Origin of the sequence: Brevibacterium picturae, assembly GCF_900105045.1 — a bacterium.
Classification (GTDB): Bacteria; Actinomycetota; Actinomycetes; order Actinomycetales; family Brevibacteriaceae; genus Brevibacterium; species Brevibacterium picturae.
Genome location: NZ_LT629739.1, coordinates 279220 through 293577 on the forward strand (window position 1 = coordinate 279220; position 14358 = coordinate 293577).

Genomic DNA, 14358 nt, shown 5'->3' on the forward strand with positions numbered 1-14358 from the left:
GCCGATGATGGCGGCCCAGACGTCGGCAGACTTCGCTGGTTTGGAGGCCTGCGAAGTCTGCCGACGTCAGCGATGATCTGACGCTATCACTGATCTCTTGCGGTCACTGCTCAGAAACCGTGCTCCGATTCCCATGCCGAGGAGCGGACCACGCCGCGCATCATGCGCAGCAGCACCGACAGAGGGGCCTGGGTGACGGACTCGAGTCCGAGGATGGTCTCGGTCGTATCCAACACACGCGCGGCCACTGTGTCATTGCGTTCGAGCCATTCGGCCAGACGCTGCTTGGCACGCTCGTCGGGAGTCCCGGAGATCGGCGAGTCCGTCGCGGCGAGAACTGTTCCGGCCACCGAGAGGATGGCCGAGTAGAAGTCATCGCGCAATGAGCCGCGGGCCAGTGCCGACCACCGGTCGCTGCGGTCGAGGTCGCCGATGAGTGTCAGCACCTGCGAACCGGAGAACTTGTCGTTGACGGCGTAGTACACCTCGGCGACATCCTCTGCGGATTCATTCGTCCGGCCGGACAGCTGGGCGACGTCGAGGAGTGCGAATTCGTCGAGCAGAGCTGCCGCGCGCCACGCGAGTTCGCTCGGCACGCCTTCGTCGATGAAGCCCTGAGCCGTGGCCCTCATGCTCTCGGCGTCGAACCCATCGACGAGGTCGGGCACCCTGGCCCGCAGCGCCGCGACGACCTTGCCGTAGGTCTCGATGCCGGAGTCGACGTCGAGTGTGTCGGGGGCCTGCTGCACCAGCCAGCGAGAGGACCGATCGAGCAGACGCACATAGGCGTGCTGCAGCTGGACCTGCACTGAGGTGGGCACCTTGTTGTCGAGTGCGCACACCGCCTCGAAGAAGTCATCGAGTCCGAAGATCTCGGAGACGACGACGAAGACGCGGGCGATCTGCGGCACCGAGGCGGGTGTCTCCTCCAGCATCCGGTAGACGTAGGTGAGCCCACCTCGGTCGATCATCCGGTTGACGAGCTTCGCCGTCGCAATCTCGCGATGCAGCGGGTGCTCCGGGATCAGCTCTCCGTACTTCTCGACCAGGGAGTCAGGGAAGTAGGAGGTCAGCTCCCGCTTCATCCAGTCCTCATCGGGAACCACGCTGTCGAGGATCTCGTCGGCCGCATGCATCTTGGCGTAGGCCAGCAGAACGGCCAGCTCCGGGGAGACATACGAATTGAAGTCACGGGTGGACAGTTCCAGCGCATCGGGCAGGAATTCGACCTGACGATCGAGGTCGGCGTTCTTCTCCAGATAACTGAGCATCCGCCCATAGGTGCCCGACATCGATTCGGTCTGCGCCCGTGCCTCACCGAGGACGACGTTCTGGGCGTAGTTGTTGGCCAACACCCGATCAGCGACGTCATCGGTGAAGGACAGCAGCACGCGTTCCCGATCCTCGGCCGCGAAAGCTCCCTTGTGGAGCAGTGTGCGCAGGAGCAGCTTGATGTTGACCTCGTGGTCGGAGCTGTCGACTCCTGCCGAGTTGTCGACGGCATCGGTGTTGATCGCCACGCCGTTCAGGGCTGCTTCGACTCGGCCCAACTGGGTCACGCCGAGGTTGCCGCCTTCTCCGACGACCCGGCTGCGCAGGTCACGGCCGTCGACGCGGATGGCGTCATTGGCCTTGTCGCCGACATCGCTATGGCTCTCATCCGAGGACTTGATGTAGGTGCCGATTCCGCCGTTGTAGACGAGATCGACGGGGGCTTTGAGGATCTGCGTCATCAGCTCGGCGGGGCTGCGTTTGCCGGGCTCGAGTCCCAGGGCCGCTGCGGCCTCGGGGCTGAGGTCCACGGACTTCGCCGATCGCGGGAAGACTCCGCCTCCGGTGGAGATGAGCTCCCGATCGTAGTCCTGCCAGCTGGAGCGCGGTAAGTCGAAGAGGCGTTTGCGTTCGACGAAGCTGCGTGCAGCATCGGGATTCGGATCAAGGAAGATGTCCCGGTGGTCGAAGGCCGCGACGAGCCGAATGTGCTCGCTGCGCAGCATGCCGTTTCCGAAGACGTCGCCGCTCATGTCGCCGATGCCCACGACCGTGAAGTCATCGGCCGCGGTGTTGACGCCGAGTTCGCGGAAGTGGCGTTCGACGGATTTCCATGCACCGCGGGAAGTGATGGCCATTTTCTTGTGGTCATAGCCGACCGATCCGCCGGAGGCGAAGGCGTCACCGAGCCAGAAACCGCGACGCTCGGCGATGGCGTTGGCCACGTCTGAGAAGCGTGCGGTTCCCTTATCGGCGGCGACAACGAGGTAATAGTCATCACCGTCGTGGCGGACCACACGGTTCGGGTGGACGACCTCCTGCTCACCGCCGTCGGCGGAGTAGACGAGGTTGTCGGCGACTTCGAGCAGACTTTCGATGAAGACCTCGTAGGCGGCCTGGCCGGCGGCCATCCACGCTTCGCGGTCGCTCATCGGAGGCAGCTGCTTGGGGAAGAACCCGCCCTTGGCGCCCGTCGGGACGATGAGCGCGTTCTTGACCATCTGGGCCTTGACGAGGCCCAGGACCTCGGTGCGGAAGTCATCGCGACGATCGGACCACCGCAGGCCGCCGCGGGCTACTGTGCCGAAGCGCAGGTGCACGCCTTCGACCTGGGGCGAGTAGACCCACATCTCCAGGGCCGGTTTGGGCTTGGGTACGAAGCTGAGCTCGTTGGCTCGGATCTTGAGCACGAGTGCCGTCGGCAATTCGCCGGACTCGTCGAGGAAGTAGTTCGTTCTCACGGTGGCACGCAGCAGTTCGAGAGAGGAGCGCAGCACACGGTCCGCGTCCAGGCTGGCGACCTGGCTGAGTGACGACTCGACCGATTCGTTGAGTTCGTCCATCCTGTCTGCGCGAACGGACTCGTCAGTGGCGGGATCGAACTTCGCGAAGAAGTAGTCCACCAGCAGTCGTGAGATCTCCGGATTGTCGCTGTAGACCTCGCCCACATAGGCGTCGGAGTAGGTGAAACCGGCCTGGCGCAGGTATTTGCCCAGTGCACGGATGATCGTCACATGCTTCCAGTGCATACCGCAGACGACGAGGCGGTCGAAGACCCCGGCTTCCTTCTTGCCCTCCCAGCCAGCGATGAACGCATCTGAGATCCGTTCGCAATCGGCATCGTCGAGCCCTTCGGGGAAGGTCAGTCCGAAGTCGTAGATGTAGCGGTGCGACCCATCGACGAGGTCCAGCTCGTGCGGGCGTTCGTCGAGAACGGTTGCTCCGAAGGCCGTGAGGAACGGCAGCACCTCCGAGAGTCCGACGCGCTCGTCTCGGTAGAGCGCCAGGCGCACCGGGGCGTCCGAGGTGTCCTCCGGGCGGTAGAGTCGCACGGCCGAACCATGACCGGCTTCCAGCGCTTCGAACCGTCCGACGTCGGCCACCGCATCAGCGGGCGTGTGGTGTTCCTCGTAGCTGGGCGGGAACGCCTTTGACCACCGGTCAGCGCGAGCGACCGAACTGTCCCTGTCTCCGCGCTCAGTGGGCGCGAGGAAGGCGTGGACGTCTTCGGACCAGGAGCGCACGGCGCCGACGATCCGCTTCTCCACGGTCTCGGGATCGATCTGCGGCAGTTCGACGTCTCGGGCCACGCGGGCGACGAAGTGAATGCGGGCCAGCGCGGATTCTGTCAGCAGCACGTCGAAGTCGACGCTCTCGGCCTGATAGAACTTTCGCAGAACCTCCTGGACCCGCATGCGCGCCGCCGTGTCGTAGAGGTCGCGGGGCAGGTAGAGGATGACGGAGACGAACCGCTGGTAGGGGTCACGGCGGACGAAGACCCGTGACTGGCGACGCTCCTGCATGTCGACGATCTGCATGACGACCTCGAAGATCGTCTCTGTTGTGTCGTGCAGGAGGTCATCTCGCGGATAGGTCTCGAGGATGCCCAGGAGTTCGTTCGCCGAATGGGATCCGGCGGGGAATCCGCTGGCAGAGAGGATCTTGCGCACCTTGCGGTTGATGACCGGAATGTTGAGGACGCTGTCGTTGTAGAACTCAGGCTTGAACACACCGACGAAGCGGCGTTCGCCGACGACCTCACCGGATGCGTCGAAGGTCTTGACCCCGATGTAGTCCATGAAGGACCTCCGGATGACCCGTGAGCGCGAGTTCGCCTTCGTCAGCACCAACACATGGGGTTCACTGGCCTTATCGGCCACTGCCTGACTCAGGCGCGACTTCACCAACGGCCGCAGAGTGGAGATGCCCAGGGACGTGTGCTCGATCGGTTCGAGGCTGCTCTGGCTCTCATCACGGGAGTAGTCGTACTCGCGGTATCCGAGGAAGGTGAAGTGTCCGTCGAGCCAGTTGAGCAGCTCCGCGGCGGCTTCGGCCTCAGAGGCGAGCTCCGAACGCGGAGGCTTCGCCTGCAGCTCCGTCGCGATGTCCTTGGCCCGGATCGCCATGGCGCTGGCATCGGTGGCTGCGGCGGAGACGTAGTCGAGTACGCTGCGCAGCTGGTCTGCGAGCCTGCCGTGATCCTCTTCGGGGAGTCGATCGATCTCGAGGCGGATCCAGGACTGCTGCTGCGGAAGGACGGATCCGCTCGCCTCGGCGGTTTCAGCTACGAGTGGGATGCCGGCGGTGTCGGCGGAGACCGCCGGGGCCTCGGCCGGGGACAGCACCGACAGCTCGGAGCCCTGTCCTTCGACGGCGATGATGGGGTGGTGGACCTGACGGATCGCACGACCGCTGCTCGCCAGATCGCTGACGGTCGAGGAGACGAGGTGCGGCATGTCGGTCAGGACCATCGCGATGACGGTGTGGTTATCGCGGAACTCGGGAGAGTCGACTCCAGGATTGTAGATGGAGATCGCCGGTGATCGCCCGTCGTACTCGAGTCCCAGTGCGTAGTGCGAGGCGGCCGCCGCGGCCAGAGTCTCTGTTCCTGCTTCGGCTGTGCCAGGTTCGAAGCGCGGATAGTACGCCTCGAGGAAATTTTTCGGGGCACCCTGCCCCTTCTGCTTCCTCCACTCTTCTGCAATGTCCGAATATGAGACCTGAGACACCATGTCACCTCTATGATCAGCGCGCAAAATTTACTGCGATTCGACGTCGAACCGCCATCTCCCACACTATGCTCAAACGCTGAGAAAGGCACGCCGACGGCCCTGCCGCATCACGACTCCGATCGCCTGGCAAACTTAAGCTATGCGAACTCTGACACTCAGCCATGAATACGCGGATTCACTGTCGGCTCTTCTCCTCAGGCTTGCCGACGTCTCGACCTGGCAGTCCCTGGGATCCGAGGCCCATGCGAAGCGGATCGATCCCGACACCGAGGTGACGGTGAAGACGCCGCTGCCGAAGAGTGAGATGCCCTCTGCCCTGGCCTCTCATCTGCCGGCGAATGCCGAACTCGTCGAGGTCTACCTCATTCCCGGAGATGTCATCGGAGACAGCGCGGAGATCCGGATGACCGCCCATGCGGCAGGAGTGCCCGTCGAGATCGATGCGCTCATCACGCTCGCGCAGACAGATTCGGGGACGTCGCTGTCGGTGCGCGCCGAGATCAGCTCCTCGATTCCCCTCTTCGGGTCGATGGTCGAACAGGCAGTTGTGCCTATTCTGCAAACGCGACTGGACGACCGTCTGCACAAGCTCGACCAGCCCTGAGGCTGGCGACCTGAGGCTGGCATCCTGAGACCGCTGGCCGGGTTCGCCTGGCCTCAGTCTTGGTCGCGCAGCAGTTCGGGCAGCTCGCTCACGTCGTACCAGAGAAGGTCAGCCTCGCCGAGGTGGTCCTCCGCTGCTTCGGTTCCCCGCTGGGCTGCGATGTCGGCAGCTTCCTCCCAGACCTCGGCCTCGTCGAGGTGGATGCTCGCGATTGATGTCATCTCGACTCCGTCCAGGGTGAGCACGTCGAATCCTTCGGCCAGCCCTTCACCGGCACTCGAATCGGGCGCGTCGTAGGCGACGACCGCGCGCGGTGAGACAGCGGAGGCCTCGAACGCCTGGGTGGCGGCCAATGCGGCCGCGATGCACAGAGCGTCGAATTCTCGTGCCTCGAGTTCCTCCCCACCCAGCTCTCGACCTTGGGCATCGGGGGCGACCGCGTGCACGGATTCGAGTCCCGCACGCAGCGCGGTCAGTGTGGTCGGGATGTAGCAGCGAATGGACATGCTCCAATCCTAAAGGGACGTCGCTCTGCGCCGAGCACCCGGCTTTCGTGACCGTTTCCGGGCCGGCAGCAGCTCGGCCACCACGTCAGCGATCTCCTGGCTGAGCACCGATTTCGGATTCGCCTCGTGGAGGGTGTGCCCGGCCAACATGGCGGCATCGACCGTCGCCGGCTCGTCACTGAAGATGAAATCGGGGTCGCGACGGACGAATCTGTTGAGCACTTCGCGAATGCGCACCTCGGCGGGGTGGCCGACGGCACCTGCCCGGACCTTCGTGATCCCGATGCGCATCTTTGAACCCATTGACTCCGCCCTGTCTGTGCCGAGGAGCTTGACGAGTCTCTGCAGACCGATCGGGTCGCCGGCGGCCAGGACCAGAACGGTGTCTGCGGCGTCGAGGGAGGCCCGAGTCGCACAGTGCCGGTCGTAGAACGGGTCGGCGAAGTCATCGTCGGGGTCCACCCGGTCTGCGACGTCGACGACGACGAGGTCGAACATCGTAGCCAGACGGGCAAGCACCGCGGTGAGGACCGAGGCTCGAATCTCCGGCCACCTGTCGGGCCTGGTCAAACCGGTGACGGCATGGAAGTCCTCGCGTATCGCAGCATGCGGAACGGCGGAGACGTCCAGGGGCGGAGTCTTTTCCGCCTCGAGTCGGCACAGACTTGCCAGATGCGCCGACTCCTCCGTCAGCCCCAGGGTCGTGGCCACCATCGCCGCCACGGTGTCGGCGTCGACGACGACACTGCGATGGCCTTGTCTGGCGCCGTGGTCGCCGAGGTTGACCGCCGTCAGCGTGCGACCGGGTGAGGAGCCCGTCCCCCACACCGTGACGATGTGTCCCTGCCCGCCCGGTGGTCCGGGTGGGGTTCTGGGTCGCGGCGGGACGACGGTGGAATCGCGGGTGTCGTCGAGCGCCTGGGCAACGGTTTCGGCGTCGGCGGTGGACGGCACATGGCTGCCGATGCCGAGTGCCTCCAGCGCCTCGGCGTCGTTGCCGAATCCCAGCACCGCCGTCCCCGCCGCCCGGATCGCGGCGATGACCTGTGCATCCAATCCCGGGAAGTACTGGCCGACGATGACGGCGTCGGCGCTGCCGGTCCGGCACAGTGCCAGCAGTTCGACGTCGTCTGCGGGGCGGGCGACGATGGTGACCTCGTCGACCTCGCTGAGGAGCTCGAACAGGATCAGGTCGAACTCGAAGTCCACGGCCAGGAGAACCTGCGTCATGACTGACCGCTCTCGGCCCTGACCGCCGCGGGTGCGCCGACGACCGAGAGGAGACTGTTGCCGTCGAGGGCGCCGAGCACATCGGAGAGCTCCGTGCTGGCGACGAAGACCTCGATCCTGGCACCGTCCCCGACGCCGAAGCTGCCGACCTCACGAGTGATGTTGGAAACCGGAGCCGAGGTCACGATCTGCTGGGGGTCGACGCCTTCATCGTCGAGTCCTGTGGACTCGGGCTGGGCCCACACGTCGACCAGACTGCCGGCGTCGACGACCGTGGGCACCGAACCGGCGACATCGATGGCCACGATCCTGCCCTTGAGTTCGGCGACGGGGGCCAGGGCCGAGGCCGGCAGAAGCTCACCGGCGGCGATCACGGCGCGGACGCTCGACTGATCCGGGAAACCGGCATCCGCGGACAGGTACTTGTCGCCGATATCAGCCAGATTCACCTCTGCCACTGTCAGATCCTCAGTACTGACCACCTGACCCGGGACAAGCGGCACCGCGCTGGCCCACACCCGGGTGGTGGCGTTCGCAGTGCTGATGAGCAGGTAGGTCGCGACCATGGCCACGACGACCAGGACCGCTCCGACGAGCAGGCGGGCATCGGTCCACTTCGGCCGACGAATTCGTTTCGAGAGCTCCATTGCATCTCCACCTCTGGAAAATTTCCCATGACAGGAACTGTTTCTGAGTGATAGTATTGAACACCAAACGAGGTCAAAGCAATGGTTTTGGCAAAAATTGTCACCAAGCAATCAGTCACCTGGAATGGGAAAGGGCCCTCATGGTCGTCGAAAATCGCTTCCTGCCGCTCACCGATGTGGCCGATCTGCTCAATGTCTCGATCGCTCAGGCCCGCGCCCTGGTCCGCACCGGGGATCTTCGTGCCATCAAGGTCGGCGGACGCGGACAGTGGCGGGTGGAGAAGACCGAGATCGAGGCGTACATCCAGCGGATGTACGAACGCACCGAGCACGAGATCAAAACCGGTTCGTTCGACGACTGAAGCGAGAGCGAACGCGTTCGCTCCCCTGGTCGAGAAGCGACTGGGCACCAGCGCCTAGGCGAAGGGGTTGACTCGGGTCTGGACCAGCGCAATCGCACGGTGAGGGACGATCCGCCCCGAGATCTCGACATAGTCAGAGGCAACCATGTCGCAGCGCCCGCGGATAGCCCCGCCCTCACCCGCCAATTCCAGGGAGACCTCCTCATGGACGGCGGCCAGGCGCCTGAGCGCCGATCCCATCCCCAGTCGCTCCAAGGGCCCGGATTCGCGGCTGTGCCTTCTCGATCGGGTGCGAATCTCTCGTATCCATTCGATTGCCACAACGGCTGTGTCGATGCCGGCGATGACGAAGATCCCATTGCCCAGAAAGACAGCCGTCCCTGATATCTCTCGGGCGGCGACAACCACCTGCACCGGCTGGCCGATCGCGCCGCGCATGCGCTCGAGCAGGGTTCGCTGTGCGGCATGAGCCGCGACTTCGTCACTGAGCTCACCTCTCCTGGCGTGGGCCTCCCGCGAAGCGTGCATTGCTTCGACATCCGACAGGAGTGCGTCGATCCGATCATCCATGAGATGAACCCTGCCGCAGCGAAGAGCGACAAACAAGAGCCTCGGCGCATATCAGCAGAACTACACCATCGTATTTATATTTCCCTATTGACATCAAACTGCATCTAACAGCACTATAGAGTTACGTTTCCAAAGAAGGACAACTCTCATGTATCTGCTGGCAGCTTGCACCATCTCGTGGCTCTGTCTGATCGGTGCATTCATCACCACCTGGGTTCACCTCCCTGCGCCGCGCAGCACCACTGATCTCGTTGTCATCATCGTCGTGGGCACGGCCGCCGTGCTGTTCTCTCGGGTTGGGGTGGTCTCACTGCTGACAATGCTGGTCAGGCTCCTTCCCCATGGGCGCATGAGAACAATGGCCACGAAGACCGTACTGCGCATCGTTCCCACCATGTTGCGCTCGAGTGTTCTTGCTGCGGCCTCGGCCAGCCTGGTTGTCCACGCGGCGCACGCCTCTCCCCTGCCGGCCGATGCACTCGCAGTCGACGATCATCGGGTATTCGCTGCCACCGCAGCCGCCCCCTCGCTCGATCCGGGCTGGCCGACCGCAGTCCCCGACGACACCCCGTCGGACCCGGGCTGGCCGACGACTCCACCGGCCCCCAGATCCGAGCCCTCCCCATATCAGAACGCGCCGACCACCGACGATGAGGCTGAGGTTCATATTGTCGGAGCCGGGGAAAGCCTGTGGTCGATCGCTGCGGACCAGCCCTCATCCCGTGGCGTCACCCAGGACATCGTCGACGACATCTACTCAGACAACCGGGACGTCATCGGTGCGAACCCGAACCTCATCATGCCCGGCCAACGATTGGAGATTCAGCTATGACCGCCCCACTGGTGCTTTCACGTCCTCGAGTGGCATCGACGCCATTGCGCAGCGGAGCGCAGAATCCTGTTGCGACCGCCCCTGCTGCGAAGCAGAGCAGAGGCGGCGAAGACGACAGGGATGACGGACGCATTGCGGCTACCGCGACATCGTTGGCGGTGGCGTGTTTGGAGATCTTCGCCGGCATACGGCGCAGCGATTCCATCTCCCGCTGGGTCGACCGAACTCTGCTGGACAAAATCGATCAACGCGCCCAGCTTCGCGCAGAGGTCGCCCCGAGCAAACCGATCGGAGAACTCGGTCCAACACGCACCCTGCGTGCGGGCAATGCCAGGGTCTGCCGGGTCACCGACGCCATCGCCGAAGTCACCGTCGTGGTCCGCACACAGAACCGATTCCGGGCGGTGGCAATCCGCTTGGAACTGCTCACCACCCGGTGGACGATGACTGCGCTGCAGACGATGTGAGCGCCTGCAGACGGTGAGCGAGAGGTCAGAGCTGCAGACTCAGCTCTTCGCCTTCTTCTTCGCGCGGCGCTGGGCACGATTGGCCGGCTGCTCGTCCCCGGACTCTTCATCCTCAGATTCTGACATTGCGGACGAACCGTCCTCGGAGGGAGCCGAGAGCTGCATCTTGGGCGTCGTGTGACGCAGTTCGGCCGCATCGACCTCAACCTCGGAGTCGTCGTCGGACGTGTCCTCGGCCCGGTTCACGGTCACCTGCAGGGTGTTGGTGAGTCGGACGACGTCCTCTTTGATCCCATCCTGCATGGTTTTGAACATGTCGAAACCTTCGCGCTGATATTCCACCAGCGGATCCTTCTGCGCCATGGCGCGCAGGCCGATGCCGTTCTTCAGGTAGTCCATCTCGTAGAGGTGTTCGCGCCAGCGCTTGTCGATGACCGAGAGAACGACGCGGCGTTCGAGTTCACGGGTGGCTTCTTCGCCCAGGGCCTCTTCTCGCTGTTCATAGAACACCTCGATATCCGACTGGATCTCCTGGTTGAGGCGGTTCTTCGTCAGGTTGCCGATTCCGCCGACCTCTTCGGCCAGGTCCTCCTCGGTGATCGAAGGCTCATAGATCTTGCCCAGCGCTTCGAAGAGTTCGTCAACCTTCCAGTCCTCGACCGGCCCGGTGGTGGCCTCTGCCACATAGGTGTCGATGATCTCCTCCCGGAACTTCGCGACCTGTTCTTCCAGATCTGCCCCGTCGAGGACACTGCGCCGCTCATCGTAGATCACGGTGCGCTGACGGTTGAGCACGTCATCGTATTTGAGGACGTTCTTGCGCTGTTCGGCATTGCGCTGTTCGATCTGAGTCTGCGCCGAGAGAATGGCCCGGGAGACCATTTTGGATTCCAGCGGAACATCGTCGGGAACATTGGCAGTGGCCATGATCCGCTCGGCGGCACCGGAGCCGAAGAGTCGCATCAGATCATCGGTCAGGGACAGGTAGAAGCGACTCTCACCGGGGTCGCCCTGACGTCCTGAACGTCCACGGAGCTGGTTGTCGATACGCCTGGATTCGTGACGTTCGGTGCCGAGGACGTACAGTCCGCCGGCCTCGACGACTTCCTTTGCCTCGGATTTGACTCGCTTCTCCGCTGCCTTGATGACGTCGTGCCATTCGGCCTCGTACTGCTCTTCGTCCTCCTGCGGGTCCAATCCACGCCTCTCCATTTCGGCCACCGCGAGGAACTCGGCATTGCCGCCGAGCATGATGTCGGTACCGCGACCGGCCATGTTCGTTGCCACTGTGACCGCGCTCTTCCGCCCGGCCAGCGCGACGATGGAGGCTTCACCTGCGTGGTTCTTCGCGTTGAGCACTTCGTGGCGGATGCCGCGCTTCGCCAAGTGCTTGGAGAGGTATTCGCTCTTCTCGACGCTGGTGGTGCCGACGAGGATCGGCTGTCCGGTCTCGTGGCGTTCGGCGATGTCGTCGACGACGGCATCGAACTTCGACACCTCGTTCTTGTAGACGAGATCCGACTGGTCCATGCGTTGCATCGGCTTGTTCGTCGGGATCGGGACCACACCGAGTTTATAGGTCGACATGAACTCCGCAGCCTCGGTCTCTGCCGTACCGGTCATGCCGGAGAGCTTCTTGTAGAGACGGAAGAAGTTCTGCAGAGTGATCGTCGCCAGGGTCTGGTTCTCTGCCTGGACCTTGACGTTCTCCTTGGCCTCGATGGCCTGGTGCAGACCCTCGTTGTAGCGGCGCCCCTTGAGCACACGACCGGTATGTTCGTCGACGATGAGGACTTCACCGTCGAGGATCACATAGTCCTTGTCCTTCTTGAAGAGCTCTTTGGCGCGGATCGCATTGTTGAGGAAGCTGATCAGCGGGGTGTTCTCCGCGTCGTAGAGGTTGCCGATTCCCAAGTAGTCCTCGACTCGCTCGATGCCGGGTTCGAGAATACCCACCGTGCGCTTCTTCTCATCGACTTCGTAGTCGCGGTCGGTCTTGAGCCGCTTGACGACCTTGGCGAACTCTTCGTACCAGCGGTTGCCATCGCCTTCGGCCGGACCGGAGATGATGAGTGGGGTGCGGGCCTCGTCGATGAGGATCGAGTCGACCTCGTCGACGATCGCGAATGCGTGTCCGCGCTGCACCAATTCCTCGGCAGACCAGGCCATGTTGTCGCGCAGGTAGTCGAAGCCGAACTCGTTGTTCGTGCCGTAGGTGATGTCGGCGGCATACTGCTTGCGACGGTTGTCCGAGGACATGTTCGCCTGGATGCAGCCGGTCTCCATGCCGAGGAACCGGAACACACGCCCCATGAGTTCGGACTGATAGGTGGCCAGATAGTCATTGACCGTGATGATGTGCACGGAACCGCCGGTGAGGGCATTGAGGTAGGCCGGCGCGGTCGCGACCAAGGTCTTGCCTTCACCTGTCTTCATCTCAGCGATGTTGCCCAGGTGCAGTGCCGCCCCGCCCATGAGCTGCACGTCGAAGTGGCGCATGCCCAAGGTCCGCTCCGAGGCCTCACGGACAGCGGCGAAGGCCTCCGGAAGTAGCGACTCGAGGGTCTCCCCATCCTGATAGCGCTTCTTGAAGCGATCGGTTTCCTCCCGAAGCTCAGCGTCTGACATTTCGCTGAACTCCTCGGACAGCGCATTGATCGCATCCGTATACTGGCGGAGTTTCTTCAGCGTGCGTCCCTCACCGGTACGCAGAAGCTTCTCGAGGAAATTAGCCACTTTTCTCCTAATCGGCATGAATGCCTGACAACAACTCGGACGACTCTATAATCCCTAGCTTAATGGCAGGTGAGTACCACTCATATCCACGGCCCCCAATCCGAGCCACTTCGCCATTTCGCGCAGTTCCAGCGCCAGGTCCTCCTCGTGCTCTTCGCCCGGTTCCCATGTCACCTTGAGCGCCCGGAGGGTGTTCGCCGCCTGGTCCCGATGCAGATCGACTCGTCCGACGAGGCGTTCGCCGAGGAGGAACGGCAGCACGTAGTACCCGTGGACACGGTCCTTAGCCGGAGTGTAGATCTCGATCCGATAGTGGAAGTCGAAAAGCCATTCGATCCGCGGCCTGTGGAAGACCAAGGGGTCGAATGGGGCCAGGAGAGTTCTGGCCGCGACAGAACGAGGCGTCCTCGCGGCATGCCATTTCAGCGCCCGTGTCCCCTCGACGTCGACTTCGATGAGTTCGCCCGAGACGAGCAGCGAGGTGATCGCCTCATCTGTGGGCCCGCGCCGCTGCCGGAAGTAGTCCGCCAGGCAGTCAGGACGGGCGATGCCCAGTGCCCGGGCCGCGATCCGGGTCAGTTCGAGCACGTTGTTGGTTGTGCCGGAGACACCGCGGGGGCGTTCGGCTTCGGGGGCGATGCCCAGTTCTGGTTGGGAGGCTGGCCCGTAGGACAGCGTCGTCTGCGGCAGGGCAGGACTGACATCGTGCGGCAGAGCGTAGACGCGTTCGAAGTGATCGTTGCGCCCGGCGGCACTGATGACGCCGCCGGCGAACAGCGCTTCGAGCGCAATCTTGACCTGGCTGGGGTTCCATCCCCAGTGTCCGCGGTTGCGTTCGGGGATCTCATGGTCCACGAGCTCGGCGACCGCTCGTGCGGATTTCGGCCCCGATCCCAAAACGTCGAGGACCGACTGCTGCAGAGCTCGGAAGTCCCCTCCGCTGTCGGGGTGACGCTGACCGTAGTCGTTGCGCCACCATTCGGTTCTGGTCCGTTCGAAATGTCGCCATGTCTCCGGCGGAACGAAGGCCGCGGCATGGGCCCAGTATTCGACGCCCATGCGCGGTGGTGAGTAGAAGAGCCGATCAAGGGTCTCGCGTGGGTAGGGGCCGAGCCGCGAGTAGTACGGCAGGTAGTGCGCACGCACCACTCGTGAGACCGAGTCGATCTGGGTCAGTCCCATTCTGGCAAAGGTTGATTTCAGGTGCCGCGCCGTCACCCGCGACGGGCGCGGACGATCGAGCCCCGTCGCTGCGATCGCTGTTCTCCGTGCTGCTGACAGTGTCATCTTCTGCATGGGCCCACAGTAGAGCACACCCATGACACGGCACAGACAATCGCAGAGACCCGCACCGCCACATGTGTCCATCCGGCCGAGTCGGATCAGCCCTTCGGCCGAAGC

General features: G+C 63.5%; 11 protein-coding genes. 4 read left to right on the forward strand and 7 right to left on the reverse strand.

Annotated features, from left to right (window positions below; translation table 11 throughout):
* Positions 1–110 precede the first annotated feature (110 nt).
* Positions 111–5003: an NAD-glutamate dehydrogenase gene (locus tag BLT92_RS01365; protein ID WP_092102233.1), complete on the reverse strand. Its 4893-nt coding sequence runs from the start codon at positions 5001–5003 to the stop codon at positions 111–113.
* Between the two features lie 139 nt (positions 5004–5142).
* Between BLT92_RS01365 and BLT92_RS01370 the strand changes: the two genes are divergently transcribed.
* A complete protein-coding gene (locus tag BLT92_RS01370) occupies positions 5143–5607 on the forward strand; it encodes a DUF2505 domain-containing protein (RefSeq protein ID WP_092102236.1) in 465 nt (154 codons plus the stop codon).
* A gap of 53 nt (positions 5608–5660) precedes the next feature.
* On the opposite strand, the gene BLT92_RS01375 is transcribed toward BLT92_RS01370, so the two are convergent.
* The 3 genes from BLT92_RS01375 to BLT92_RS01385 are packed head-to-tail and all read right to left on the reverse strand — an operon-like array spanning position 5661 to position 7990.
* A complete protein-coding gene (locus BLT92_RS01375; RefSeq protein WP_092102239.1) occupies positions 5661–6113 on the reverse strand; it encodes a DUF6912 family protein in 453 nt (150 codons plus the stop codon).
* A gap of 9 nt (positions 6114–6122) precedes the next feature.
* On the reverse strand, positions 6123–7343 hold the full coding sequence (locus tag BLT92_RS01380; RefSeq protein WP_092102241.1) for a CpaE/TadZ family protein: 1221 nt from the start codon (positions 7341–7343) through the stop codon (positions 6123–6125).
* Positions 7340–7990 carry a hypothetical protein gene (locus tag BLT92_RS01385; RefSeq protein WP_092102244.1) on the reverse strand — a complete coding sequence of 217 codons (651 nt, stop codon included), beginning with the start codon at positions 7988–7990 and terminating at the stop codon, positions 7340–7342. The genes BLT92_RS01380 and BLT92_RS01385 overlap by 4 nt, the downstream gene beginning before the upstream one ends.
* Positions 7991–8130: 140 nt before the next feature.
* Here BLT92_RS01385 and BLT92_RS01390 point away from each other — a divergent pair, with 140 nt between their 5' ends.
* A complete protein-coding gene (locus BLT92_RS01390; RefSeq protein ID WP_092102246.1) occupies positions 8131–8352 on the forward strand; it encodes a helix-turn-helix domain-containing protein in 222 nt (73 codons plus the stop codon).
* A 54-nt stretch (positions 8353–8406) separates the two neighbouring features.
* On the opposite strand, the gene BLT92_RS01395 is transcribed toward BLT92_RS01390, so the two are convergent.
* Positions 8407–8922, reverse strand: a complete 516-nt coding sequence (locus BLT92_RS01395; RefSeq protein ID WP_092102248.1) for a hypothetical protein — start codon at positions 8920–8922, stop codon at positions 8407–8409.
* A gap of 148 nt (positions 8923–9070) precedes the next feature.
* Between BLT92_RS01395 and BLT92_RS01400 the strand changes: the two genes are divergently transcribed.
* Both BLT92_RS01400 and BLT92_RS01405 read left to right on the forward strand, forming a co-directional pair.
* On the forward strand, positions 9071–9754 hold the full coding sequence (locus tag BLT92_RS01400) for a LysM peptidoglycan-binding domain-containing protein (protein ID WP_092102251.1): 684 nt from the start codon (positions 9071–9073) through the stop codon (positions 9752–9754).
* Entirely contained in the window at positions 9751–10221 is a 471-nt protein-coding gene (locus tag BLT92_RS01405) for an Rv3235 family protein (RefSeq protein WP_092102254.1), read from the forward strand. The genes BLT92_RS01400 and BLT92_RS01405 overlap by 4 nt, the downstream gene beginning before the upstream one ends.
* A gap of 39 nt (positions 10222–10260) precedes the next feature.
* Here BLT92_RS01405 and secA read toward each other — a convergent pair whose 3' ends face one another.
* Both secA and BLT92_RS01415 read right to left on the reverse strand, forming a co-directional pair.
* Complete coding sequence (secA, locus tag BLT92_RS01410; RefSeq protein WP_092102258.1) at positions 10261–12957, reverse strand: preprotein translocase subunit SecA; 2697 nt, start codon at positions 12955–12957, stop codon at positions 10261–10263.
* A 54-nt stretch (positions 12958–13011) separates the two neighbouring features.
* Entirely contained in the window at positions 13012–14253 is a 1242-nt protein-coding gene (locus BLT92_RS01415) for a winged helix-turn-helix domain-containing protein (protein WP_092102261.1), read from the reverse strand.
* Positions 14254–14358: the final 105 nt, after the last annotated feature.